This is a genomic window from Archangium violaceum (assembly GCF_016887565.1).
Classification (GTDB): Bacteria; Myxococcota; Myxococcia; order Myxococcales; family Myxococcaceae; genus Archangium; species Archangium violaceum_B.
Genome location: NZ_CP069396.1, coordinates 2,854,394 through 2,878,005 on the forward strand (window position 1 = coordinate 2,854,394; position 23,612 = coordinate 2,878,005).

19 protein-coding genes are annotated in these 23,612 nt (G+C 69.2%); 9 read left to right on the top strand and 10 right to left on the bottom strand.

What is annotated here, in order from left to right; translation table 11 throughout:
* Window positions 1–164 precede the first annotated feature (164 nt).
* Together JRI60_RS11835 and JRI60_RS11840 are read left to right on the top strand one after the other, a co-directional pair.
* Complete coding sequence (locus JRI60_RS11835) at window positions 165–1,307, top strand: hypothetical protein (protein WP_204225957.1); 1,143 nt, start codon at window positions 165–167, stop codon at window positions 1,305–1,307.
* Between the two features lie 7 nt (window positions 1,308–1,314).
* Window positions 1,315–1,830 (top strand): tetratricopeptide repeat protein, encoded by a 516-nt coding sequence (locus JRI60_RS11840; RefSeq protein ID WP_204225958.1) that lies wholly within the window; start codon window positions 1,315–1,317, stop codon window positions 1,828–1,830.
* A 125-nt stretch (window positions 1,831–1,955) separates the two neighbouring features.
* Here JRI60_RS11840 and JRI60_RS11845 read toward each other — a convergent pair whose 3' ends face one another.
* Complete coding sequence (locus JRI60_RS11845) at window positions 1,956–3,191, bottom strand: M48 family metalloprotease (protein WP_204225959.1); 1,236 nt, start codon at window positions 3,189–3,191, stop codon at window positions 1,956–1,958.
* A 58-nt stretch (window positions 3,192–3,249) separates the two neighbouring features.
* The gene (locus JRI60_RS11850; RefSeq protein ID WP_204225960.1) at window positions 3,250–4,374 is read right to left on the bottom strand and encodes a tetratricopeptide repeat protein; all 1,125 of its coding nucleotides are present in this window, start codon (window positions 4,372–4,374) and stop codon (window positions 3,250–3,252) included.
* Window positions 4,375–4,566: 192 nt separating this feature from the next.
* Here JRI60_RS11850 and JRI60_RS11855 point away from each other — a divergent pair, with 192 nt between their 5' ends.
* Window positions 4,567–5,058 carry an endonuclease V gene (locus JRI60_RS11855; protein ID WP_204225961.1) on the top strand — a complete coding sequence of 164 codons (492 nt, stop codon included), beginning with the start codon at window positions 4,567–4,569 and terminating at the stop codon, window positions 5,056–5,058.
* 6 nt (window positions 5,059–5,064) lie between these two features.
* On the opposite strand, the gene JRI60_RS11860 is transcribed toward JRI60_RS11855, so the two are convergent.
* From JRI60_RS11860 to JRI60_RS11870, 3 genes are all read right to left on the bottom strand, one after another.
* Complete coding sequence (locus tag JRI60_RS11860; protein WP_204225962.1) at window positions 5,065–8,103, bottom strand: ELWxxDGT repeat protein; 3,039 nt, start codon at window positions 8,101–8,103, stop codon at window positions 5,065–5,067.
* A gap of 140 nt (window positions 8,104–8,243) precedes the next feature.
* Window positions 8,244–9,392, bottom strand: a complete 1,149-nt coding sequence (locus tag JRI60_RS11865; RefSeq protein ID WP_204225963.1) for an ArsA family ATPase — start codon at window positions 9,390–9,392, stop codon at window positions 8,244–8,246.
* Complete coding sequence (locus JRI60_RS11870; RefSeq protein WP_204225964.1) at window positions 9,389–10,309, bottom strand: ArsA family ATPase; 921 nt, start codon at window positions 10,307–10,309, stop codon at window positions 9,389–9,391. The genes JRI60_RS11865 and JRI60_RS11870 overlap by 4 nt, the downstream gene beginning before the upstream one ends.
* A 162-nt stretch (window positions 10,310–10,471) precedes the next feature.
* Here JRI60_RS11870 and JRI60_RS11875 point away from each other — a divergent pair, with 162 nt between their 5' ends.
* On the top strand, window positions 10,472–10,771 hold the full coding sequence (locus JRI60_RS11875) for a hypothetical protein (protein ID WP_204228904.1): 300 nt from the start codon (window positions 10,472–10,474) through the stop codon (window positions 10,769–10,771).
* A 9-nt stretch (window positions 10,772–10,780) separates the two neighbouring features.
* Complete coding sequence (locus tag JRI60_RS11880; RefSeq protein WP_204225965.1) at window positions 10,781–11,584, top strand: ParA family protein; 804 nt, start codon at window positions 10,781–10,783, stop codon at window positions 11,582–11,584.
* 223 nt (window positions 11,585–11,807) lie between these two features.
* Here the strand turns inward: JRI60_RS11880 and JRI60_RS11885 are convergent, their stop codons facing one another.
* Complete coding sequence (locus JRI60_RS11885; RefSeq protein ID WP_204225966.1) at window positions 11,808–12,482, bottom strand: polyhydroxyalkanoate synthesis regulator DNA-binding domain-containing protein; 675 nt, start codon at window positions 12,480–12,482, stop codon at window positions 11,808–11,810.
* A gap of 150 nt (window positions 12,483–12,632) precedes the next feature.
* On the opposite strand from JRI60_RS11885, the gene JRI60_RS11890 reads away from it, so the two are divergent.
* Window positions 12,633–14,996: a zinc-ribbon domain-containing protein gene (locus JRI60_RS11890; protein WP_204225967.1), complete on the top strand. Its 2,364-nt coding sequence runs from the start codon at window positions 12,633–12,635 to the stop codon at window positions 14,994–14,996.
* Window positions 14,983–15,735 carry a hypothetical protein gene (locus tag JRI60_RS11895; protein WP_204225968.1) on the top strand — a complete coding sequence of 251 codons (753 nt, stop codon included), beginning with the start codon at window positions 14,983–14,985 and terminating at the stop codon, window positions 15,733–15,735. Before JRI60_RS11890 ends, JRI60_RS11895 begins: the two co-directional genes overlap by 14 nt.
* A gap of 8 nt (window positions 15,736–15,743) precedes the next feature.
* Here the strand turns inward: JRI60_RS11895 and JRI60_RS11900 are convergent, their stop codons facing one another.
* A complete protein-coding gene (locus JRI60_RS11900) occupies window positions 15,744–15,974 on the bottom strand; it encodes a twin-arginine translocase TatA/TatE family subunit (protein ID WP_204225969.1) in 231 nt (76 codons plus the stop codon).
* Between the two features lie 109 nt (window positions 15,975–16,083).
* Between JRI60_RS11900 and JRI60_RS11905 the strand changes: the two genes are divergently transcribed.
* On the top strand, window positions 16,084–16,809 hold the full coding sequence (locus JRI60_RS11905) for a glycerophosphodiester phosphodiesterase (protein WP_204225970.1): 726 nt from the start codon (window positions 16,084–16,086) through the stop codon (window positions 16,807–16,809).
* Here JRI60_RS11905 and JRI60_RS11910 read toward each other — a convergent pair.
* The 3 genes from JRI60_RS11910 to JRI60_RS11920 all read right to left on the bottom strand — a co-directional run bounded on the left by JRI60_RS11910 (window position 16,806) and on the right by JRI60_RS11920 (window position 22,179).
* The gene (locus JRI60_RS11910; RefSeq protein ID WP_204225971.1) at window positions 16,806–17,756 is read right to left on the bottom strand and encodes a hypothetical protein; all 951 of its coding nucleotides are present in this window, start codon (window positions 17,754–17,756) and stop codon (window positions 16,806–16,808) included. The genes JRI60_RS11905 and JRI60_RS11910 overlap by 4 nt on opposite strands.
* Before the next feature lie 157 nt (window positions 17,757–17,913).
* Window positions 17,914–21,147, bottom strand: coding sequence for an MXAN_5808 family serine peptidase (locus JRI60_RS11915; protein ID WP_204225972.1), 3,234 nt, complete (start codon window positions 21,145–21,147; stop codon window positions 17,914–17,916).
* A 222-nt stretch (window positions 21,148–21,369) separates the two neighbouring features.
* Window positions 21,370–22,179, bottom strand: coding sequence for an EI24 domain-containing protein (locus JRI60_RS11920; protein ID WP_204225973.1), 810 nt, complete (start codon window positions 22,177–22,179; stop codon window positions 21,370–21,372).
* A gap of 60 nt (window positions 22,180–22,239) precedes the next feature.
* Here JRI60_RS11920 and JRI60_RS11925 point away from each other — a divergent pair, with 60 nt between their 5' ends.
* Complete coding sequence (locus JRI60_RS11925; protein ID WP_204225974.1) at window positions 22,240–23,577, top strand: glutamate--cysteine ligase; 1,338 nt, start codon at window positions 22,240–22,242, stop codon at window positions 23,575–23,577.
* Window positions 23,578–23,612: the final 35 nt, after the last annotated feature.

The window sequence follows — 23,612 nt, forward strand, 5'->3', positions numbered from 1 at the left end:
GTCCGCGGGGCAGGACGTCACTCGGCCGGGGGAGCGGGCCAACCCGCTGAATTCGTTGGAGTCGGGCCCCGCTCCGAGGTCGGCATCCCCGCTGCAATGCGTCGGGCGCGGAACACGGCGCGGCGGAAGGGGCATGGAGCCTCTCGGTCCGCGCGGGAGGGTCCATGAGTGACTTCTTTGGGGGTATTGGGAAGGCCATCAGCAGTGGGGTGAACTTTCTTTCGGCCGGCGGGCTCATCGATGCGCTGGGCAATGGGTTGGGGTTGCCGCCGGTCATCACCAATGCGGTGAAGACCGTGACGGGGGCGGTGACGGGCAACGTGCTGCTGACGGCCGCCGGTGTGATGGGGCTCGCGAAGGAGCTGTCGCAGAACCAGGCGGCCTACACCGAGTTCGCGCCGTCGAAGGACGACAAGGTGGCCTGTGAGGGCTACGCGAAGCCGGGGGGCAAGAGCTCGACCCACGACGCCTCACCGGCGACGCAGGGGACGAAGGGCTCCGCGGCTCCGGGAGAGGTGCGTCCGGATGGCGCGCTGGACCCGAGCATCCTGGAGTACCGCCAGGCGCTGAAGACGCTGGATGCGAACTTCACCCTGTTCGACACGGTGGACAACGTGAAGAACGGCAAGTTCACCCGCCAGACGCTCGAGAAGGTGGCCGACAGCGCGAGCATGCCGGCATCGGTGCGGAACGCGGCGCGGTTCCTCCTGGCGCATCCCGAGTACCGGACCCAGCTCGACACGGCGAGCCAGAAGGGCGGATTCGTGGACGGCACCTTCAGCACGAAGGACGTGCGCGCGGCGCTGAGTGATGTGGAGACGCGGATCGCGAAGTACGGCGTGCGTGGTGAGAGTCAGGCCGCGCCGCCGCCCCCGCCCCCGCCGGGCACGTCCGTCGGTACCCAGCCTCCGGCTGGTGGGAAGAAGACCGACGAGCCGGCGACGTCGACGCCGTCCCCGAGGAGCGGCCCGGCCAGCTCCAGCGTCAAGGACATCATCAACGACCCGAACATGGGCCTCGAGGAGAAGATCCAGGCCATCCTCATGGCGCTGACGGAGCGGATGGACGGGGAGATCCTCGACACGATGGATGACCTCGCGGCGGCCCAGGACAAGATGGCCGGCATCTCGAACGAGAAGGGCAACGAGAAGGCGCTCTCGGATGCGAAGCGCGACGTCGACCGCATCACCACGCGCCTCCAGCAGCTCGTGGAGAAGCGGAAGATGATGTTCGAGATGATGAGCACGATGTCCATGAAGTTCAACGAGATGGCCAAGACGGCGCTCTCCAACATGCGGAGCGCGTGAGGCTCGGATGGGACGCGTCATCAAGTACGAGGGAGGACTCATGGATACGGCGACGACGGAGAAGCTGAAGGCGTTCGTGCGAGGGGAGATGACCTGGGCGGAGGTGGAGGGGATGACCTTCGAGGAGGCGAAGGCGATCGCCCAGGTGGGGTGTGACCTGGCGGCGGCGGGGCGGTGCGAGGAGGCGCGCATCCTCTTCGAGGGCCTGGTGGAGGGGAACCCGAAGGACACGGCGAGCCGCGCGGCGCTGGGCACGGTGTACCAGAAGCTGGGGCGTCTGCAGGACGCCATGCGGGAGTACTCGGCGGCGCTGGAGAGGGATCCGCGCAACCCGGTGGCGCTGGTCAACCGCGGCGAGCTGTACCTGCGGCAGGGCAACCGGCAGGGCTTCACGGACATCGCCAACGCGGTGGAGGCGGACCCGCACGGGGAGACGTCGGCGGGCCGGCGGGCCAGGGCGCTGGTGAAGGCCATCGCGCTGGCGGCCGTGGAGAAGATGAAGGAGGCGAAGGCCCAGGCGTAGGGGCCGGGACGGTGTGGGAGCAGCCGGGCCGCGGAGGGGCGCGGTCCATGGGACATGCGGCCCGGCGGGAGATGCCGGCGGGAGGGTTCACCGATGAGGTGGGCCCTCCCGCCGGCGCTCTTTTTTCAGGGCACGTCCCGTGCGGCGGGAGGGGTCTGGGGACCGGGCGCGGGGGGAGGGACCGCGGCGAGGCGCTCGCCGATGGGCGGGTGGCTGTGGCCCTTGAGGACCACCCAGCGAGGTGGCTCGGGGTCCATCTTGTTCACCCGGGCCGCCTTCACCAGCATGCGGCGGAAGGCATCGGGATCCTGGGTGAGGCGCAGCGCGTAGCGATCGGCCTCGCGCTCTCGCTCTCGCGAGAAGGCCGCGGAGAGAGGTGTGCTCAGGAAGAAGATGACGAAGGTGAGCAACCACAGCAGCGGCAGCGTGCGGATGTCCGCGAAGCGCGTGGTGCCGAACCAGCCCCGTGCGGCGGAGTGCCGCAACAGCCGGTCGATGGCGAAGAGGAGCGCCACCAGCGCCAGCGAGGAGGCGATGCGTCCCGGCCACTTCGGCTCGTGGACGTGGCCCGCCTCGTGCGCGACCGCGGCGAGGAGCTCGTCCGGCGCGAGCTCCTGGAGCAGGACATCGTTGAGCACGATGGTGCGCGTGGGACCCTGGCCCGCGAAATAGGCCTGGAGGCGCTTGCTGGCCACCGACGTCTTCTCCACCAGCACGTCCTGGAAGGGGATGTCCGCGCTCGCCATCAGCGCGGTGATGCGCTCGCGCACGGGCCCCTGCTCCAGGGGCTTCTGGTCGAAGAAGACACGGCTGCGGTAGGGGTCGAGCGCCGAGGACACCAGCAGCAGCAGCGCCGAGGGGATTCCCAGCACCAGCCACCAGCGCTTCACCCGCCTCGCCAGCCCGTAAAGGCCCAGCACCAGCGCCGAGGTGGCCACTCCCTCCACGGCAATGCCCTTGAGCTCGTCCAGCGCGTACCGCAGCGGCGTGTACGCGGACATGCCGTAGCGGTGCTCCAGCACGTAGCCAAAGTACGTGTTCGACGGCGCGTAGACGAGCTCGAGGAAGAGATCCACGAACAGCGCGAAGAGAATGGCCGCGCCCCAGCCCGGCTCTCCCCACAGCCGATCCATGGCCTGGATGACGACGCGCAGGACCGGCGCCGTCCGTAGGAATTCGAGCCGCTGGGTCAGCCAGCCCGCACAGGACTCGGCTCCCCGGTAGAAGGGCCGCACCAGCACCCCCAGGATGAACAACAGGACTCCCAGGTAGACGGCGGGGCTCACCGCGCTCCGGATGTAGAGCGGCAGGTGGTAGGCCTTGATCTCCGCGAGCTGCTCGGGGGTGAAGATGGGGTCCATGGGTCGGAGTATCGTAGACCCTCACCCCAACCCTCTCCCAGAGGGAGAGGGGGTTTGTTCAGGAGTGCGGCCCGGTCTCGGCTGGCTCGGACGGCACCGGCGTCGCGTCCGTGTCCGCCAACAGCAGTGCCTTCATCTTCTCCAGGCTCTTGCGCGTCTTGTCCACGAACGCGTTCTGCGAACCGATTCGCTCCGCCGCCTCCAGCGTCCTCTCGTAGATGTTGATGGACTTGGTCAGCAGCACCCGCACCTTCTTGCGCAACTCCTCGCGGTACACCTGCGCCTCCTCCGCGTCCAGCTCCGCCGGCGCCGGCGAGTTCACCAGGTGCTCGTACAGGTTCTCGTACATCGTCCCGATCTGCGAACCCGCCGCCGTCGCCCAGTGGCCGTTGCCCACCCGGATGGAACGCAGGTAGTGCCCCTGCGCCGACAGCAGCAGCTCCGCCTTGTAGTTCAGATCGTTCGCCAGCGCGTCGCTGCCCTTGGCCGGATCCAACTTCACCGTCTCGTAGTGCAGCCGGTAGATCTCCCCGATGAAGAAGTGCGCCTGCGCCGGGAAGTAGTCCTCGACCTCGTCCTTGTCCGCCAGCCCCTCGTACGTGCCCAGCGCCTTGCGCAGCGTGGTCTCCGCCTTCTCCGACTGCCCCGACTCCAGCTCGCACACGCCCTGCTGCACCTGCGCCTCCAGGCGCTTGCCCACCGGCAGATCCTCGCGCGCCGCGATCGTCGACAGCACCTTCGCCGCGTCCGCGAAGCGCTCCAGGTGGTAGTGCGTCTCCGCCAGCCGGAAGGCCGCGTCCAGCGCGTCTCCCGTTCCCTTCTCCGCGTCCGCCAGCTCCGAGAAGCGCAGGTTCGCGTCCTCCCACTGCTCCAGCCGCTCGTGCGCCAGGCCCGCGTTGTAGAGCGCCGCCCGCCGGTGCTGGCTGTCCGGGAAGAAGTCCGCCAGCCTCCCGAAATAGCGCGCCGCCTTGGCGAAGTCGTTCGCCGCGAAGGCCGACGTGCCTCCCGCGAACAGCTCCTCGTCATTGAGCGACGCCAGCTCCAGATCCCCCGTCACCGTCACCGGCTCGAACTGGACCTGATGCCTGGGCGTCTCCGTATCGCGCACCGCCGTGCCCGTCGTCCGACACCCCACCAGGCCCACCACTCCCACCAACACCCACTTGCGCCAGGTGGCCGACATGTATGTCCTCCGCTTCGAGTCTCGTCAGGGGCCCCCCGGGGGGCCGTCCGCGTTTCCTGCCTCCAGGACAGCATCCGCCGCCCCGGAGTTCCCAAAACGGGTCCCAGCTTAACCTCCACCCGGCTTTCCCGCCCGCATGGCTCGCCGTCCAGCGAGTGGGCGGGCGGAACGGTGGACACTCGGAGGTGCACGATGTTGGCCTGTCTGGACGTGGATTACCGACCCGAGGTCACCGTGGCCGCCTGTGTGCTCTTCCGGGACTGGGGGGATGCCACCGAGGCCTCGCACCTGGTGGAGCGAGGCCCTCCCGCCGCGCCCTATGAGCCCGGGCAGTTCTACCGCCGCGAGCTGCCCCACCTGGTGAAAGTGCTCGCCGCCGTGCCGGAGCCGCTCGAGGCCGTGGTCATCGACGGGTACGTGTGGCTCGGCGAGGAGCGGCCCGGGCTCGGCGCCCACCTGTACGAGGCGCTCGGGCGGCGCCTGCCCGTCATCGGCGTGGCGAAGACGGCGTTCCACGCCCATGTGGCGGTGCCGGTGCTGCGCGGAGAGAGCCGGCGCCCGTTGTTCGTCACGGCGGTGGGGATGGAGGCCCGCACCGCCGCCGAGCACGTCCGGCGGATGCACGGAGCCTCGCGCATCCCCACGCTGTTGGGCCGGGTGGACCGGCTGTGCCGAGACTCCTGACCGCGTTCAGCGTGACGAGAGCTGCCGGCGGCGCGCCACCAGGGGAATGAGCGCCAGCAGCCACGCCAGTGCCGCGGAGGGAGACGTCGCTCCGCAGCCGCAACCCAGGGGCCTGGCCTGGACGACGACGTTGAAGGCACAGCTACTCTTGTTGCCGGCCGTGTCCGTCGCCTTGACCTCCACGGAGGTGGTCCCGAGGGGGAAGGTGCTCCCGGAGGGGATGCTGTACTCCAGCACCGGCGTGGACACGGCGTCCGTGGCCGTGGCGGGCTGGTAGTCGACCTTCACCTCGGCTGGGAACGTCCTCGTCACCGTTCCCGGGCACTTCAGGTCGGGCGCGGTGGTGTCCTGGACGGTGACGGAGAAGGTGCACGTGGTGGCGGGGTAGGCCGGGTCGGACGCCGTGAGCGTCACCTGGGTCGTGCCCATCGGGAACAGGCTCCCCGAGGCGATGCTGGTGCTGACCGGGAGCGAGGACGCCACGTCACCGGCCCGCTGGAAGGTGGGGAAGTCCACGCGAGCGCCATCCGGGCCCGTCGCCTCCACCGCGGGCAGGCCGAGCGGACACTCGACGGGCGCCAGCGGAAGTGCCCAGGGCTCCCGGCCCTCTCCTCCGTCCTGAATGAAGAAGATCCGCTTGCCTGCCTCCGCGAAGGTGGCCAGGGAGTAGGCGTTGGAATTGTTCTGATCGCCGAGCTGGAGCGGTTGGACCAGGCCCGTTCCCGCCACCGTTCCATCACTCCGCCACAGCTCCCAGCGAGCGCGCGCGGGGGCGTAGAGGGTCAGGTACAGCCGTCCCCTCACGTTCGCCATCGTCCCGAGGGTCGGATATTCGTTCCCCGAGACGCTCAGGAGCTGCCGGATGAGGCTCGTGCCCTCCACCGTGCCGTCGCTCTTCCACAGCTCGAGGCCGCGGCCGGACACCAGGAAGAGCGTACCGTCGATCCCCGCGAGCGCCTCCGGGCTCTTCGTCCGGGAGAAGAGCTCCGGGAATGACTGGGTCCCGGCCTCCGTCCCATCGCTCCGCCACAGTTGGAGCGGGAGATTGTTGGAGGCGAGTGGTTGCAGGAGGAGGAAGAGCTTTCCGTTCACCGCCACCATGCTTCGCACCGAGCCCCCGTTGATGCTCGCGTCCTTCTGCAACAGGATCTTCACCCGTGCCGTGCCGCCCGCCGTGCCGTCGCTCTTCCACAGCTCCAGGCTCTTCGAGCCGCTGCCGACGATGAAGTAGAGGGTCCCGTTCATGACCACCGGGTAGCCAATCTCTCCCGAGTAACCCGTGAAGAGCTCCTTCACGCGCACCGTGCCGTCCACCGTGCCATCGCTCTTCCACAGCTCGGCGTGGGTGTCGTCCCAGACGGTGAAGAAGAGGGTTCCGCCGAAGTCCACCAGCGAGGAGACATAGGTGGGGTAGCCCGTGGTGGAGCTGGAGGGGAAAGTGTGGAGTTTCACCGTGCCCGCATCCGTCCCGTCGCTCCTGAGCAGGACGCGGTCCTGGATGAAGAAGAGCCTCCCGTTCACGGCGGTCAGTTGGGATGCGCCAGAGGCCTCGAGGCTCACCGTGCCAGGGATCGTGCCATCGCTCTTCCACAGCCTCCTGCCGTTGGAGCCATCATTGGCGGTGAAGAAGATCGTGTTTCCGATGGACACCAGGCTCTGGGGATCGGAGCCCGCGCGGGCCGGCACGGTGTCCCGCACGAGCACGGTGCCCGCGGTCGTGCCGTCGCTCTTCCAGGGCTCGAAACCGTGGACGCCGTCATCGGCCCAGAAGAAGAGCGTCCCATTCACGTCCGCCGTGATGGACGGTTCGATCGAGCTGTTGTCGAGAATCCGCGGGGAGTCATCCTTCACGCGCCCCGTGCCGCTCTCCGTGCCGTCGCTCTTCCACAGCGCGTCATCGGCGCTACCGGGGTTGCAGTTGACGAGGAAGAACGCCGCGCTCCGGGTGCTCGCCAGCTTGTATGGCTCCCCAAAGGAGGTCGCGGGGCAGGGGTCCACGACGGGCGCCGTACCGGAGGCCGTGCCATCGCTCTTCCACAGCACCTCTCCGGTGTCGTCCCGCCAGATGGAGAAGACGACTCCTCGCGGCGTCGCCACCAGGGCGGAGATGGAGTCGCCGGGGCTCGCGACGCGCACCGTCCCGTCCTTCGTCCCATCACTCGTCCACAGGTCTTTCAGGCCCGAGAAGAAGATGCGCCCGTTCGAGGCCACCAGGGACGCGAAGCCGCCGAGCTCCCCCTGGAGCGGGAATGTGCCCTCGGCGGTGCCGTCGCTCCTCCACACGGCATCGTCCAGTCTGGAGTCGTTGACCAGGAAGAAGAGCGTGCCGTTGACGGGCACCAGCTCGAGGGTGGTGAGCGCCGATGCCGATACGAGCTTCAGCGGCGCCGTACCGGAGGCCGTCCCGTCGCTCTTCCAGAGGTGGACCCCCGCGCTCGTGGTGGCGGAGAAGTAGAGCGTGCCATTCACGGCCACCAGCCCGCGAGCGGAGGTGAACGCGTCGCCCTGGATGGGGACCGTCCCGGCCTCGGTGCCATCGCTCACCCAGAGCGAGGTGCTGGTGAGCAGGAAGAGCCGGCCGTTCACCGCCGCCGTCGCCACCACCTGGGGCACGTTGCCCTTGACGCTGAGCGTGCCCTCCTGCGTTCCATCGCTCTTCCACAAGGCGTGGTTGGTACCGTCGTAGAAGAACAGCGTCCCGCCCACGTCCGTGAGGAACCTGGCGCTGCTGAAGCCGTTGGCGCTCCGGACGAGCACCGTGCCCGCTTCCATCCCATCGCTCTTCCACAGCCCCGCGCCGGAGCCGCTACCGCGAATGAAGAAGAGCGTGCCGTTGACGACCGCCACCGCCTCGGGCCGTGAGCCCAGCCCCTGGGTATTGATGTCGCGCACCAGGTACGGCTCGTTGGCGGACAGCGCCCGGTCATCCTCACGGAGCGCGGGCTCGCCCGCGTTGCCGACGGCGGATGGACCACACCCGGCGAGCAGCCCCGGTAGGAGCGCCAGCACGAGGGCTCCAAGCCCCCGGAATCTTCTCTGTTGCATGTCTCGAACTCCCCCCTCACGCCGGCCGGCCCACCCACGGCGAGAGACCTCGGGATCCGTGAGGATCCTCGCAGGTGCATCTACTTTGTCGGGTCAGGAATTGTCGTTCAAGATTCGAAACAATTTGAAACGCAGGGCGCTCACCGCCGGGTCTCACCCGACGAGAGCGCGGCGGGGGAGGGGAGCGCCTCGTCCCCGATGAGGTAGCGCGCCGTGCGCCACAGCGCCCCGATGTCGTGCACGTCCAGCTCGAAGCGCGGCACCTGGATGAGCGGGGTGCCATCACACACCGCTTGAATTTCCGCGATGCCCCGCGCGTCCTGCTCCGCCAGCATCGTCAGCTCCCGCAGCGTCTCCTCCACCTTCGCGCGCCGGGTGGGAATCAGACCCTTCGCCTCCTCCCACAGCGCCTGCGCCGGCATCGGGTGCACCCGGTTCACCACCACCGCCACCACCTCCATCCGGTTCTGCTTCAGCAGCCGGTGGAAGTGCGTCACCTCGTCCAGGCGCTCGCGCCCGGGGCTCGTCACCAGCACGAAGCCCGTGGACTCCGCCTCCAGCAGCTCGCGCACCCCGCGCGCCCGCTCCCGGAAGCTCTCGTTCATCGGGGCGATGGCCATCATGAAGCCCGCCAGCTCCTGCAGCGTCTCCGTGCCCGTGAACTTGGAGATCGTCTTCGCCACGTAGCTGCTGCCCAGGCTGAAGAGCGACAGGCCAATCTTCCCCGCCGCGAGCGCCGGCGTGAGCAGCCACTTGGCCGCCTCGTTGTCGAGGAAGTCCAGCACCCGGTTGGGTGCCTCGAGGAAGTCCAGCGCGTGCGCCGTGGGCGGCGTGTCGAGCACGATGAGCTCGTAGTCGCGCTTCGTGCGCAGCTCCCACAGCTTCTCCATCGCGATGTACTCCTGGCTGCCCGCGAGGGCGCTGGAGAGCGACTGGTAGAAGCGGTTGGCGAGGATCTTCTCGCGCTTGTCCGGTGGGGCGTACTTGAGGATGAGGTCGTCCCACGTCTGCTTCATGTCCAGCATCATCGCGTGCAGGCGCCCCCGGGGCTTCACCCCGAGCGGCTCCAGCGCGGACGGCGGCACCTCGGCCTCCACGTTGCCCAGCGCGTTCAGGCCCAGCGAGTTGGCCAGCCGCTTGGCCGGGTCGATGGTGCACACCAGGCTGCTGCGCCCGTCCACCGCCGAGCGCAGCGCCAGCGTCGCGGAGATGGTCGTCTTGCCCACGCCGCCCGAGCCCACGCACACCAGCACGCGCTTCTTCGACAGCGCCTCGGAGAGCGCGTTCATGTCTCCGCCTTCCCCGTCACCAGTGGCTCCAGGTGGCCCATCACCTGCTCGATGGCCTCGCGTCCGAAGCCCGGCGTGAAGATGCGCGGTACCTGGTACACCGGCACGTGCAGGTTGCGCTCCAGCTTCATCTCCGCCAGCACCGTCTGCGCCGCCCGGTCATGGTGCGCCCGCGCCACCCGCAGCAGCTCCGGGTGGTCCACCAGCGTCTCCAGGTCGTCCTCGGTGAAGCGCTCGGGGAAGGCCGCGTTGAGCACCGCCGCGTGGGTGCGCACCCGCACCTGGTCGCGCAGTGCCGAGTGCAGCTCCAGCGTCTCGTTCACCGGCATCTCCTCGGGCAGCGACACCAGCACCGCCGCCGTCGTCGCCGGGTCCTCCAGGATGTCCCGCATCTTCATCGCCTCCCGGGTCATCGGCCCGGGCGGCAGCGTCTGCAACAGCACCTGCGGCACCCTCAGGAAGGTGATGGCGTGGCCCGTGGCCGGCGCGTCCATGACGATGCTGTCCCACAGCGGCTGGCCATCCGGCCGCTTCTCCTGCGCGTGGAAGAGGATCTTCCCCAGCAGCACCAGCTCCTGCAGCGAGGGGATGAAGCGCAGGAAGTAGCGCACCACCTTGTTCTCGAAGACCGTCTTGTAGAGGGTCTCGAAGCGCAGGACCATGAGCGCGTACTCGCGCATGGCCTCCTGGGGCCGGACGTCGACCGCCCACAGGTTGTCCTCCAATTTCGTCACCTGGGGGCCCACGGGCTGATGCCCGAGCAGGCGGCTGATGCGCTCCTGGGTGTTGACCTCACACACCAGGGTGCGCCTGCCAGCGCGCGCCGAGCGCAACGCCAGCGCCGCGGCGATGGTGCTCTTCCCCACGCCGCCCTTTCCGGAGACGATCCACAACCTCTTGTCGAGAAGGCCGGCCATCGAGAGCGGCGAACCGTAGGGACGCCCCTCTGCCCTGTCAACGCGCTCTGTCACCTGGATGCCATCTCTTGACACGTCGCGTCGTGTCCTTCCAGAGTTCGCGCGTTTCTTCCAGGACTTTCCGTGACCCCCATGAATTCACGCGGCTGGATGGATACCCCCATGCTCAAGAACAACCCGGTGGTGAAGAAGCTCGTCGAGACTGGCGAGGAGCGCGTCGGCAAGCTGGCGCAGCAGCTGATGTCCAACGAGAAGTTCGTGGCCATGGTGCAGACGCTGGTGTCGCGCTCGCTGGCCGCCAAGGGCACGCTGGACAGCGCGCTGCGCTCGGCGCTGTCGGCGATGAACCTGCCGTCCACCGCGGACCTGGAGCAGCTGCGCAACAAGGTGGATGACCTGGAGCGGCTGCTGTCCTCCGTGGAGTCCAAGGTGGACACGCTGGTGGCGGCCCGGAAGAAGTAGAGGCAAGCCATGCGGCGCATCGCCTTCATCAACGAGAAGGGTGGGACCTGCAAGACGACGCTGGCGGTCAACACCGCCGCGTGGCTCGCCAGGGACCGCGGGCTCGAGGTCCTGCTGGTGGATCTGGACACGCAGGGGCACGCGGGCAAGTCGCTCGGGCTGGACGTGCGCACGCTGCCGCGCAACGTCTTCCACCTGCTCACCGACCCGGGCGTGCGCCTGGAGGACGTGATTCAGCCCTCGGCCATCGAGGGGCTGTCCGTGCTGCCCGCCTACAAGGAGATGGCGGACTTCCCGCTGGTCGTGGCCCATGACGAGCGCCGCGCGCACCGGCTCGCGGAGCGGCTCGCCCCGGCCGAGGCCGCCGGCTACGACGTCATCGTCTTCGATGCGCCGCCGTCCATGGGCATCACCACGCGCAACATCCTCGTGGCCGCCACGGAGGTGGTGGTGCCGGTGGCCCTCACGTACTTCGCGCTCGATGGTTGCGCCGAGGTGGCCGACACCGTCCGCCAGGTCGCCGAGACCGAGGGCCGTCCCGAGCTGCGCATCACCAAGGTGGTACCCACGCTCTACCGGCGCACCTCGCTGGCCACCGCCATCCTCGAGCGCCTCAAGGCCTACTTCCCAGACACGCTGGCGGCCACGCCGCTGGGCTACAACGTGAAGGTGGACGAGGCCCAGAGCCACGGGAAGACCATCTGGGAGTACGCGCCCAGCAGCACCGGCGCGAAGATGCTCGGCGCCATCGCGTCGGAGATCTACGACGGCGCGCCCGCCAAGGCGAAGCGCGGCAAGAAGCGAGTGGCGTAGGCTGCAAGGCGTCGATGACGTCCGCGCCTACCTCGTTCGCTTGAGGATGTAGTCCAGCCCGCCCACGCGGTACCAGCGGTAGCCATAGCCCTCGAGCTCCACCTGGTGCTGTCCGCGCTCGTCCGCGCGCGAGGCCCTCGAAACCTGGGCCCCTTATTGGCCCCGGGACGTGGCAGCAGCTCTTCCCGGGGCTTGGGGGCGGGCTTCCTTCCCGCTTCCCAGGTTACTGCGGGTTCTTCTTCTCCAGCTCGTCGAGCTTCTTCTCGAGCTCCCCCAGGCGCTGCGTCAGCACCGCCATGTCGCGGCCGAGCGCCGGCAGGTTGCCCGCCAGGTTCTCCACGACGTGCTTCACCCGCTCGTCGATCTTCCGCTGCCAGTCCTCCAGCGCGCGCTGGCTGGCCTTGAGCAGCTCGCTCGCGCCACCGGAGCCACCGGCCGCTTCCTGCGGCTGCGCCGGAGCCTGCTCGGCCGTCGGCTCGGCGGGCGTGGGCTCGCCCTCCTGCTTGTCCTCCTCGCGCTTGTCCTCGCGCCGCAGCAGCTTGTCCAGGCGCGACTCGGCCTCCTCGCGGATGGACACCACGCGGGGCGTGACCGCCTTCTGGATGAAGTCCGTCAGCGACTCGCCCGGATGGCGGATGATCTCCCGGAGCACCGTGAGGGGCATCCGGTTCCGCTTCTTCTCTTCCTCGAAGATGATCTGCGCGAGCGTGACCGAGGTGAGATCCTCTTTTGTCCGATTGTCGACGATCTGGACCTCCACGCCGTCCTTGATCATCGCGGCAATCTCGTCGAGGGTCACATAGCGGCTCTCGACGGTGTCGTAGAGCTTGCGGTTGGTATACCGCTTGATGACCTTGGGCTCCTTGCCCGGCACGCCTGCCTGCTCTGGCTCGCTCATATGTCTGGATTCTCCGCCTACCGGGGGCTCTCGCACACCTTCGCGGAAGGAAAGCCTGTAGCAGAGGGGGTGGGAGCGGGCAAGCCGGGGAGTGGCATGCTCGCGGTGGTGGCCCTCTGCGCCTATACTCTCGGACCGGCCGAGCCCTGAATGATCGTCAAGTGTGAGCGGTGCCAGACGCGGTTCAAGATCCCCGACGAGAAGGTGACGGAAAAGGGGGTCAAGGTCCGTTGCACGAAGTGTCAGCATACCTTCCGGGTGGCGCGTGAGGACGTCTCGTCCGCCGCGCCCGCCCCGGCCATGCCTTCCGTCGAGGTGGCTCCGTCCGCGAAGCCGCCAGCGACTCCTCGTGCGGGCACTCCGCTCGAGGTTCCCCGGACCTCCGCGCCCGCCGCCTCGTCCTCCGTGCCCTGGGGCGGTTCCCCCGCGGCGGGCAAGGCTCCGGGTCGACCCGGAGGCGCCTCTTCCCTCGACGCGCTCTTCGATGCGCCGGGCAGCTCTCCGGCCGCCTCGGGTCCCGGCGTCGCCGTCCCCCGAGGGGGCGCTCCAGCCATCCCGCTGCCCCGCTCGATGGAGCCGCCGAAGACCCCGGCGACGATCGACCTGGACCCCTTGATGGAGTTCATGGGCGACAACACGCCGACTCCCGCGGAGGCGCTCAAGCTCGCCGCCAAGGCCCCCCTTCCCAACAAGCCCGCCGGAGCGCTGGCGCTCGGCGCGACCCAGCCCGGCCCGACCGCGCCGGCCGCGAAGCCCGCTCCGGCTCCCAAGCCGGCCCAGGCCGCCGCGCCCGTGCCGGTCCAGGTCCCGGCGAAGAGCCCCGCGCCCGTCCAGGTCCCGGCGAAGAGCCCCGCGCCCGCCCTGCCCAAGAGCAGCGCGCCCTTCACCTTCGACGAGAACGATCCGTTCGGCGCGAGCGATGCCGGGGCGATGCTCGCCGACCCGGTGCCCACGCCGCCGCCGGCTCCCAAGCCGGCTCCGATGCCCGTGCCGGCTCGGAGTGCCCCACCGGCGCCCAAGCCGGCCCAGAGCGCCGCCCCCGCGCCGGTCCAGGTTCCGGCCAGGAGCCCCGCGCCCGCGCCCGTCCCGGCGCACAGCGCGCCGATGGCGTTCGAGGAGAATGATCCGTTCGCGCTGCCGCCGGATGATTCGCCGACGGTTCCGGCCACGCCCACGCTGCCTCCCCGGGGCGCCGCGCCCGTCCCGGCGCACAGCGCGCCGATGGCGTTCGAGGAGAACGATCCGTTCGCGCTGCCGCCGGATGATTCGCCGACGGTTCCGGCCACGCCCACGCTGCCTCCCCGGAGTGCCGCGCCCATTCCGGTTCCGGCTCCCGCTTTCGAGGAGATGGAGGGGCTCGAGGGCAACAACCCGTTCGTCTCGTACGAGCCCCCGCCTCCAGCCCCGGCTCCGGCTCGTGCCGCCGCGCCGATGCCGATGCAGACCGCGGCCCCGAACGCGATGGCGGGTAACAACCCGTTCGCCACGTTCGACCCCGTGGCGGCGCTGCCTCCATCCCCCGCGGACAGGATGCCCATGACGCCCTCGGGCTCGTTCGATCCCGTGGCGGCACTGCCTCCAGCGCCCGCGGCCAGGGCGCCCGCTCCGGTTCCTGCTCCGACTCCCGCGGCCGCTCCGTCGGGCATCCCGGATTGGGGTGCTCCGCAGGGGGCCGTTCCGTCGGGCATCCCGGATTGGGGCGCTCCGCAGGGCGCCGTTCCGGCGGGTATTCCGGACTGGGGTGCCACGCAGACGGTCCCGGCGACCCCGCTGGCCAAGTCGGGGGCTCCGACGGAGCGCAATCCGTTCCCGGACTTCCCGGGGCCGGGGGCTCCCCAGGGTCGGGAGATCCTCGCCGATCTTCCGGCCATGCAGCCGACACCGACGCCCCCGCCGCCGGTGATTGCCGCCCCGCCTCCGAAGAAGGAGGAGGCTCCCAGCGAGCGCCAGGGTCCGCGTCTGGTGCAGCGTCTGGCCGCGGTGGCCGCTCAGCTCGTCGTGGCGGCGGTGCTGGTGGTCGGCCTCGTCGCCGTGGGCAGCGCCTGGCTCAACGATGGCCGGGTGGAGCTGTCGGCGCTGTCGCCCTCGCGCATGAGGGAGATGGTGTCGCCCACGCTGCCCCTGGTGCCGAAGGACCTCTCCAACGGCCTCTACGAGACGCGTGACGGACACACCCTCTTCTTCGTCCGGGGCGAGGTGGAGAACCGGGGCACCGCTCCCGTCCGGGTGAAGGCGCGCGTCGCGCTGTACGAAGGGGACCAGCGGGTGAAGAGCGCGGAGGGCCTCGTGGGCGCCGTGCCCACGCCGGAGGAGCTCTACTCGCTCGTGAGCGCCAGTGAGGCCGACGCGCTGCGGAGCCGCCTGGACGGAGCCGCCAAAGAGGTGGCTCCCGGGGCCCGGGCACCCTTCGTCGTCTTCTTCTACGAGTACCCGGCGGATCTGGCCGGCTTCCGGCTCGACGTGACGTTCGAGTCCCTGGCCAAGGAGGGGAACGCGGGCAATGCCCAGCCGTGAGGAGGCCAAGAGCGTCGTCCGGCGGCTCCATGCCCTGAGTGGGAGCGCGGAGATCGTCCGCAAGGCCGCCGCGCGCGAGCTGGCGAAGCGGGATCCGCTGGATGCCAACGAGCTCCTCCACGAGGTCATCTTCCTGGCCCGTGGGGGCTGGGAGCCGGCCACCTGCGTGCTCTCCGCCTTCGTGGGGGCGCTGGGCCAGGAGGCGGCGAACATCCCCTACGCGGACTCGCTGCGCCGCATGGCCGAGGTGCAGTCCCTGGAGTCGGTGGCGGACCTCTTCGAGACGGCGCCGGCCCGCAAGGAGCTGGACGAGGGCGCGGCGGCCAAGGCGGACGCCCAGGTCTCCAACCAGTCGCTGGGGCACCTCAAGCAGCAGGCCCGGCTCACGAGGGATCCGGACGTGCTCTCGCGGCTGGTCACGGTGAGCAATCCCGCGGTGGTGCGCAACGCGCTCCTCAACCCCCGCCTCACCGAGCCCCTGGTGGTGCGCATGGCGGCACGCCGCCCGGCCCGTCCGGAGCCGCTGATGGAGATCTGGAAGTCACCGCGCTGGTCCTCGCGCCACGCCGTGCGCCGCGCGCTCGTCTTCAACCCGTACCTGCCGCCGGAGGTGGGGGTGAAGATCGTCCCCCTGCTCAGCACGAGCGACCTGTCCGAGCTGGCGGCGGATTCCTCCGTGCACCCGTCCCTGCGCGAGCAGGCCGCGCGCCTGCTGGACGGCGCGTCCGGGCAGCGCTGAAGGCGGGCTCAGCCGCGCTTGGGGCCGGAGTCGGTGTACTCGGCGTCGGAGACGTCCTGGCCGCGCTTGGAGCGGGGCAGGGTCTTCGCGTCCACGAGGTCCTCGCCCTTGGAGGCCTTCTTGAACGAGTAGACGAACTTGCCCACGGCGTTGCCGAGTTGGCCCATCCGCGCGGCGGAGAACACCACCACGAGGATGAAGGCGATGAAGAGAATCTCCCCGGTACGCAGCCCCAGCATGCCGCGCACAGTGCAGCAAAGCCCGGGGTGAGGCAAGCCGCCTGTCACTCCGTGGACGGCGGTTCTCGGGACGCTCGCTCCCCGGGGCGGGCTGTCGCACACTGGTGACATGCTCCTGCTCGCCCACCGAGGTGCCAGCGCCGATGCCCCGGAGAATACCCTCGCCGCCTTCCAGGAGGCCGTGGCCCAGGGGGCCGATGGCGTGGAGCTGGACGCCATGGTGTGCGGCTCCGGCGAGGTGGTGGTGTGCCACGACGAGAAGCTGGACCGGCTCGCGGGCCTGCCCTGGGAGGTGCGCACCACGTCCTGGTGGAAGCTGAAGCAGGCGGACGTGGGCAGCCGGCTCGGCTTCGCGCCCGAGCGCATTCCCCTGCTGGAGGAGGTGCTGGACGCGCTGCCCGCGCACTTCCTCGTCAACATCGAGCTCAAGTGCGACCACGCCGACGATGGAGGCCTGTCCCAGAAGGTGGCGGAGCTCGTCACCCGCCGGGAGCTGGCCGAGCGCGTGGTCATCTCCAGCTTCAACCCGCTGTGCCTCTTCCGGACGGCGGCCGCCGCGCCGTCGCTGCGCCGCGGCTTCCTCATCGACCCGGACAAGCGCTGGGGGCCGCAGGCGTACGTGGTGACGCCGCTCGTCTCGTCACACTCGGTGCACCCGTACCACGAGCAGTGCACGCCGGAGCGCGTGGAGGAGTGGCGCCGCCGGGGGCTGCGCGTGGCGGTGTGGACGGTGGATGACGCGGAGCGCGCCCGGGCGATGGAGGAGATGGGCGTCTCCTACCTCATCACCAACAGGCCCCGCGCCGTGCGCGAGGCCCTGCGCGCCGGGGCCTAGAAGTCCAGGCCGAGCGTGGTGTTGAAGGCGAACACCGCGGGCAGGGCCCGGTCCCTGACGGCACCCGTCGTGGTGTTGGCCACCTGGAGGGTGCCCTGGTTGCTGAGGGACACCTCGGCGCCAAGCTGCAGCGCGCCGCCGATGAAGCGCACGCCACCGTAGAAGCGGGTGTTGATGTTCTCGCCCAGCTTCACCTGCTCATAGATGCCGGTGTTGTCCAGGCCCGCGTAGGGGTTGGAGTTGGGGTCCGTCGGCACCTGCCGGCGCTGATCGAAGTCGAGCGTGTCGGAGCTGGCCGCCACACCGACCAGGTCGATGCCGCCGTAGGGGGTGAGTGTCACCATTCCCCCGAGCGGGAACTGCTTGCCCACGCCCACGTCCAGGCCAGCCGCCGTCAGGTTGAAGTCCTTGTTGCCCAGCAGCTGCGTCACGTGGGCGCGCACACCGATGTCCGGCAGCCAGGTGAAGCCCTCGTTGACGGCCCACTTCAGCTCGCCCGTGGTGGCGAACATGTTGCTGCGGTCGATCCACCCCACGCGCGCACCGAGCTCGAGCGAGAAGGGCAGGCCCTTGCGCACATGCACCGAGGGCAGCAGCAGCGAGTCCGTCTGCGTGCTCTCCGTGGGCAGCAGCACCTGGCCGTCCTCGCTGCCCAGCGTGGGCAGGCCGATGACGCTCAGCTCCGCGTTGACGGCGAAGCCCGCGTGCCCCAGCGTCTCCGGGGGCATCAGGTTGGCCGAGGTCATCACCGCGGCGAAGGTGCGGGCGAAGGCACGGAAGTCCCCGTTGGCCTCCGGGTTGTAGTTGGTCGAGAGATCAGTAGAGCCCAAGGACCTGAACCGGTTCGGGTTCCCCAGCTTCGTGAGCTGGAAGTCGTTGCGATCCGCGTACGCGGCGGGGCCGCTCACCAGAACCGCCAGGGCCATCCAACGGCTGAACGTCCGCATCCTCAGTACCGCCTCCCAAGGCGCACGTCCGGCGACGGCGCCAAACGGGGTGACGCTAGCGTGCGTCCGAGGAAAGCGTCAATAAAACGGGCGGCTTCCGAGGGGGCGGGTGAGCCCCGACGAAAGCCGCCCGGAAGGAAGGCGATAGTCGCGCTACTTACGGCGTCGCGCTCTTGCCCGGCTTGGTGGCCGAGGCCGGCGCCGCGGCCGAGCCCAGCTTCTGGGCCAGCTCGGCCGGACGGCGGCGGATGACCAGGGTGCGGCGGCTGGCGAAGTCGGTGCTCTCGCGCGCCACCACCAGGACGTTGTTGTTGCCCTCCTTGAGGGAGAACTCGGTGGTGAACTTGAGCTTGCGCGGCTCGTTCGCCTTCGCGTTCTGGTCCACGCCCTGGAAGTACACCTTCTGGTCGTTCACCAGGATGTACATGTCCAGCAGGCCCTGGGCGTCATCCACCTCGCCGGTGAGGGTGTACTTGTCCCCGTTGGCCACCAGCCCGCCCTGGGTGGAGTCCACGTCCAGCTTGATCTCCGGCGGCGAGCGGCGGGCCACGTACGTCAGACCCTGCACCGGGGTGGCCTTGCCGCGCGCCTCGCGCACGTCCTGGCTGCGCACGAAGGCGAAGCGGTCCTTCTCCAGCTCCACGCGGTAGAAGCCCTTGGTGACGGCCTCGGCGTTGAGCACCGCCGGCTTGGACAGCTTCGCCAGCACCGTGCCGTCCTGCTGCGGCGAGCCCAGCAGCTCCGCCTTCTCCGCCACCTTCACCAGGCTCTTCTTCGGCTCGAGCTTCGCCACCGGCACGTCCGACACCGGCAGCTCCAGCTTCTCCATGGCGAACTCCTCGAGCGGCTCGTCGACGATGGCCAGCTTCAGCGGGAAGGTCGCCTCGCGGAAGCCCTTCTTCACCTCCAGCTGGAAGCGCGCCGTCTTCGTCTCGCCCGAGGCCAGCTCGCCCAGCTTGAAGCGGCCCTTCTCGATGAAGATGTTCGGGTCGCCAACATTCTTGATCTGCGCGAACGAGTCGAGCGCCTTGCCCTTGCCGGTGTTCGTCACGTCCAGCACCAGGATGATGTCCTCGCCGCGCTGGGCCACGCCGTCACCGTTGCACGTCTCGCAGGTGTCGATGACCTGCCAGTTGAAGGCGAAGGCGGGACGCGGCAGCTCCGCGAAGTTCAGCTCGCTCACCACCGTGGTGGGCAGCGCGCCATTGTCGTCGAAGAACTTCACCGTCACGTCGTCGCGGCGCGAGGTCAGGTCCTTGGGCAGGCGCACCTTCACCTTCCACGTCTTCTTCTCCCCCGGCGCCAGGCTGCCGAAGAGGAACTCGCGGCGGTCCAGGTAGAAGTTGTCGCTCTCCGTGTAGGCACGCACCCGCTTGAGGGCCTCGCCGCCCTTGTTCTCCGCGGTGACGGTCATGTCGAACGTCTCGCCCGCGGCGATGTGCTGGTCCGCGGCGGGGCTGAAGCTCCCCGTGAGCTTCACGTCCTTGGGCGTGGGGCCCGCGCTCCAGTCCACGTTGAGCGCGCTGATGGCGGAGCTGATGCGCTGCTCCTCCTCGCGGCGCTTCTGCTCCACGAAGGTCTTGCCCTTCTGCAGCATCTGGCGCCGGTCCGTGAAGGGCACCTGGAGGACGTAGTCCCGGGCGAACTGCACCTCGAAGTCCTCCTTCACCTCTTCCTGGCTCTCCGCGTCGAGCTGATCATCCAGCTCCTCGCCCGTGCCCACCGAGTCCACGTCCAGCAGCGGGTGGCCGCCGGAGCGGTCCTTGGACGCCGTCTCGTTGTTCTTGGCGGCCTCCTCCTGCGCCTTCTTGGCCAGCGCCTGCTGCTTCTCGTCCAGCTTGAGGTACTTCACCGTCTCGAGCGGCTTCTCGCGGCCGAGCACGTCCTCGCGCTTCTTGGCCACCGAGTCCGAGTTCGGGTTGCCGAAGTGCTGGTCGAGGTCCGCCTCGCCAATCGTCTTGCGCGGGGCGAACACCAGCACGCGCTCGTCGGTGACGGCCGAGGGCACCAGCTCGATGTCCGGGATGATGCCCACCTCCTGGATGGAGACGTCGCCCGGGGTGAGGTACTTGGCGATGGTCAGCTTGAGCGCGCTGTCGTCCGGGAAGTCGTACAGCACCTGCACGCTGCCCTTGCCGAACGTCTGGCGGCCGATGATGACCGCGCGGTTGAGGTTCTTCATCGCGCCGGCGACGATCTCCGAGGCCGAGGCGCTGCCCGCGTTCACCAGCACCGCCACCGGGAAGGTGTCCTCACCCTCGTCCGGACGGGCGCGCTTCTCCTCGCGCAGCTTGTCCGACAGGCCCACCGTCGACACCAGCGTGCCGTTGGAGATGAAGGTGTCCGACACCTGGATGGCCTGCTCCAGGAGGCCGCCCGGGTTGCCGCGCAGGTCCAGCACCACGCCCTTGAGCCCACCCTTGGACTCGGTCTGCCGGCGCATCTCGGAGAGCGCCGCCTGCAAGTCCCTCGTGGTGTTGCCCTGGAAGTTCTTCAGCCGGACGTAGCCCACGTTGCCGGCGAGCAGCTTGGACTGCACGCTCTCGATGGAGATCATCGCGCGGCTGAGCGTCATGGCGCGCGGCTTGTCCCAGCCCTTGCGATCCACGGTGATGGAGACGCGGCTGTCCACCTGGCCGCGCAGCTTCCCCACGGCCTCGTTGAGGTCCATGTTGACCGTGGACTCCTCGCCAATCTTCTTGATCTGATCGTCCTTGAGGATGCCCGCGCGAGCCGCCGGCGTCTTGGGCAGCACCTTCACCACCGTGAGGTTGCCCTCGCGCATCTGGATGACGAAGCCCAGGCCGCCGAACTCACCCTTCGTCGACAGCTTCATCTCCCGATAGATTTCGGGGCGCAGCAGCACCGAGTGCGGATCCAACGTGGAGAGCATCCCGTTGACGGCCGCGTACTCGATGTCACGCGTCTCCTCCATGGGACGCATGTTCTTGTTCACGAAGTCGAAGACGTCCTTGAGCGTGAAGGACATCTTCCACAGTGAGTCGACGTGGCTGATGTCGAACTCGCGCGTCTTGCCGTTGACATTGACGTTGAGCCTGCCCGTCTCGGCGTTGCCGTCCACGAGCACGTCCGGGACGCTCTTCTCCACGTACTCCAGCGCGGAGATCATCATCTCCTTGGGCCGCACGCGCTTGGGGTCGACGTAGTTGTCCTTCACATAGAGGATGACCTTCGTGAAGACGCGCAGGGAGGAGAGCTCGTGCTGCGAGCCTCCCTTCTCACCCGAGAGGCGAGTGGAGTCAGAAGCGTTTCCCTGGCCGGCCTCCGCCGCACCGAGTGTCAGGGGCAGGGGCGCCCGGTCGTTGCCCACGAGGGCCCAGGCGCCAAGAAGAACGGCGACGGCGAGAATCCGGCGAAAGAGTCGCGGCATGGTCCATCCAGAGTGAGGCTCGTGAGCCTCGGGGTGATGCGTGAAAAGCCCAGCGAATTCGAGCAGTTGGCGTGAGGAACTTGTGCCGGGAGCGACCGGGCAAGCCTAATCATGACCCCTCGGTGCTTCAAGCGGAGGCCTTCCCGCAGAGTCGGATAACGCCACGAGCGCGCGCTGCGTTCCCGCGCCGGGGCCACCAGACGAGACAACCGGCCCCGGCGATTATTTCCCGCCCGGCTGGGAGGGTGGGGGCGGCACGGTCCCCACCACGAGCAGCCCTCGGTAGAGGAGCGTGCCGCCAACCACCGCCACGGGCAGGAAGAAGCTGTTGAGGATCGGAACCCAGAGCAGGACGAAGACGCCCGCGCCGAAGCCCATGCACAGCAGCCAGCGCTCGCGCAGCGCCCGGCGCACCTGGGCGAAGTGGTACCCGTGGCGCGTCATCGGCGCGGCCAGATGCTCACCCGCCAGCCAGAGCATCGTCCACAAGGTGCCAAGCACCGTCCACGCCGTGTTGCCCGCCACGGGCACCAGGTTGAGGGGGAAGAGCACGGCCAGTCCCAGGAGCAGGAAGAAGACACGCGCCAGGGTGTGCGCCACGCTGGTGACCAGCCCCCGCACGAAGGGCCCCAGCTGGAAGGGCGGCGAGGTGTAGTTCCCGCACAGCTCCTCGGTGCGCTCGGAGAGGGGATCCTGCAGCGGCGCCAGCACCAGGGGCAGCACGACGTTGGCCCCCACCACCAGCAGGATGAGGAACATCAGCGCCAGGACGAGGTACCAGAGGACCCGGCCATACCAGGCCTCGGGCTGGGTCCAGAGCCACCCCAAGAGGCGCGGTGTGTACGTTCCGAGCAGGACGGTCAGTCCCACCAGGGCCGCCAGGGTGACGAGCGCGCACAGGGCGGACAGGCTCAGCAGCCGGGGCGTGCGGAAGATGAGGCTCCAGGACCGGAGGAGCAGGGCGAGTCCCTGGAAGAAGTCCGCCGGACCGGGCCGGGCGGAGAAGGAAGGCACCGGCGAGGAGTGGGTCATTGTCGGGACGATGCGCAAATGACGGCGACAGGGTCAATGACCGTTATATAGGGGCCCGCCATGTCTCTCGACCTCCAGCGCACGGCCACCGAGCCGATCACCTCCGTCGACATGTTGTTGGCCGGCTTCCGGTCCGCGGAAAAGCCTCGCTCCAGCCACCTGTTGGGTCTCGAGCACGAGAAATTCGTCTACCCGCTCCAGTCCGCGCGACAGGTGCCCTACGAGGGCCCCTCGGGGATCGGCGCGCTGCTCGAGCGGCTGGCTCCGGCGGGCTACACCCCCTTCCGCGAGACGCCGACCTCCCCCGCCATCGCCCTGCAGAAGGGGATGCTCACCATCTCCCTGGAGCCCGGCGGGCAATTGGAGCTGTCCGGCTCGCCCTGGCGCACCGCGCGCGAGGCCCACGCGGAGAACCTCGCCCACCTCTCCGAGGTGAAGGCCGCCGCCGAGGCGCTCGGTCTGCGGCTGGTGGCCTTGGGCTACCGCCCCTTCGGCACCCCGCCCGAGATGTCGTGGATGCCCAAGACGCGCTACGTCGCCATGCGGCAGAGCCTGCCCGAGCGGGGCCGTCTGGCGCACAACATGATGTTGATGACCTCCACCGGTCAGGTCTCCCTCGACTGGGAGGACGAGGCCGACTGCGTGCGCAAGACGGTGCTCGTGGCGCGCCTGGCCCCCCTCATGGTGGCCCTCTACGCCAACAGCCCGCTGGTGGACGGCAAGCCCTCCGGCTACCTGTCCTTCCGCAGCCGGGTGTGGGACGAGGTGGATCCCACCCGCTGTGGATATCTGCGCTCCTTCTTCGACGGCTCCTTCTGTTACCGCGCCTACGTGGAATGGGCCCTGGACGCGCCCATCCTCTTCCTGCGCCGGCGCGGCGAGTATCTCCGCCCGAAGATGACCTTCCGCCAGTTCATGAAGGAGGGCTTCGAGGGCCAGCCCGCCGACATGACGGACTGGACGGATCACCTCTCCACGCTCTTCCCCGAGGTGCGACTGAAGAAGGTGGTGGAGGTGCGTGGCGCGGACTGCGTGTCGGCGCCGATGACGGGCGCGCTCGCCGCGCTGTGGCGCGGGCTGCTGTACGACCCGGGCGCGATGGAAGAGGGCGAGCGGCTGCTGCCGCGCCTGTCCTACGAGGAGCACCTGGCCTTCCACGACACCTCGCGTCGGCAGGGTCTGGCGGGGAAGCTCGGCAACCACGAGCTGCACCGGCTCGCCGCGGAGATGGTGGCCATTGCCCGCCGTGGCCTGGAGCGGCTGGATGCCGCGGATGCGCCGCTGCTCGAGCCCCTCGCCCAGGTGGCCGCCTCCGGCCGCTCGCCGGCCCAGGCCGTGCTCGAGGCCTGGGAGAAGGATCCCCGCCCCGAGGCCCTGCTCGCGCGCAGCGCCCTTTGATGGGTGGTTGACAGTTGTAGTGCCGTTGTAGATTT

What these genes read in the sequence shown, in the direction of transcription:
- JRI60_RS11900 (WP_204225969.1), bottom strand. Translation starts at nt 15,974, where the DNA reads ATGCTGGGGCTGCGTACCGGGGAGATTCTCTTCATCGCCTTCATCCTC.
- JRI60_RS11895 (WP_204225968.1), top strand. Translation starts at nt 14,983, where the DNA reads ATGCCCAGCCGTGAGGAGGCCAAGAGCGTCGTCCGGCGGCTCCATGCC.
- JRI60_RS11875 (WP_204228904.1), top strand. Translation starts at nt 10,472, where the DNA reads ATGCTCAAGAACAACCCGGTGGTGAAGAAGCTCGTCGAGACTGGCGAG.
- JRI60_RS11910 (WP_204225971.1), bottom strand. Translation starts at nt 17,756, where the DNA reads ATGCGGACGTTCAGCCGTTGGATGGCCCTGGCGGTTCTGGTGAGCGGC.
- JRI60_RS11835 (WP_204225957.1), top strand. Translation starts at nt 165, where the DNA reads ATGAGTGACTTCTTTGGGGGTATTGGGAAGGCCATCAGCAGTGGGGTG.
- JRI60_RS11870 (WP_204225964.1), bottom strand. Translation starts at nt 10,309, where the DNA reads ATGGCCGGCCTTCTCGACAAGAGGTTGTGGATCGTCTCCGGAAAGGGC.
- JRI60_RS11890 (WP_204225967.1), top strand. Translation starts at nt 12,633, where the DNA reads ATGATCGTCAAGTGTGAGCGGTGCCAGACGCGGTTCAAGATCCCCGAC.
- JRI60_RS11915 (WP_204225972.1), bottom strand. Translation starts at nt 21,147, where the DNA reads ATGCCGCGACTCTTTCGCCGGATTCTCGCCGTCGCCGTTCTTCTTGGC.
- JRI60_RS11905 (WP_204225970.1), top strand. Translation starts at nt 16,084, where the DNA reads ATGCTCCTGCTCGCCCACCGAGGTGCCAGCGCCGATGCCCCGGAGAAT.
- JRI60_RS11920 (WP_204225973.1), bottom strand. Translation starts at nt 22,179, where the DNA reads ATGACCCACTCCTCGCCGGTGCCTTCCTTCTCCGCCCGGCCCGGTCCG.
- JRI60_RS11925 (WP_204225974.1), top strand. Translation starts at nt 22,240, where the DNA reads ATGTCTCTCGACCTCCAGCGCACGGCCACCGAGCCGATCACCTCCGTC.
- JRI60_RS11840 (WP_204225958.1), top strand. Translation starts at nt 1,315, where the DNA reads ATGGGACGCGTCATCAAGTACGAGGGAGGACTCATGGATACGGCGACG.
- JRI60_RS11845 (WP_204225959.1), bottom strand. Translation starts at nt 3,191, where the DNA reads ATGGACCCCATCTTCACCCCCGAGCAGCTCGCGGAGATCAAGGCCTAC.
- JRI60_RS11865 (WP_204225963.1), bottom strand. Translation starts at nt 9,392, where the DNA reads ATGAACGCGCTCTCCGAGGCGCTGTCGAAGAAGCGCGTGCTGGTGTGC.
- JRI60_RS11885 (WP_204225966.1), bottom strand. Translation starts at nt 12,482, where the DNA reads ATGAGCGAGCCAGAGCAGGCAGGCGTGCCGGGCAAGGAGCCCAAGGTC.
- JRI60_RS11855 (WP_204225961.1), top strand. Translation starts at nt 4,567, where the DNA reads ATGTTGGCCTGTCTGGACGTGGATTACCGACCCGAGGTCACCGTGGCC.
- JRI60_RS11850 (WP_204225960.1), bottom strand. Translation starts at nt 4,374, where the DNA reads ATGTCGGCCACCTGGCGCAAGTGGGTGTTGGTGGGAGTGGTGGGCCTG.
- JRI60_RS11880 (WP_204225965.1), top strand. Translation starts at nt 10,781, where the DNA reads ATGCGGCGCATCGCCTTCATCAACGAGAAGGGTGGGACCTGCAAGACG.
- JRI60_RS11860 (WP_204225962.1), bottom strand. Translation starts at nt 8,103, where the DNA reads ATGCAACAGAGAAGATTCCGGGGGCTTGGAGCCCTCGTGCTGGCGCTC.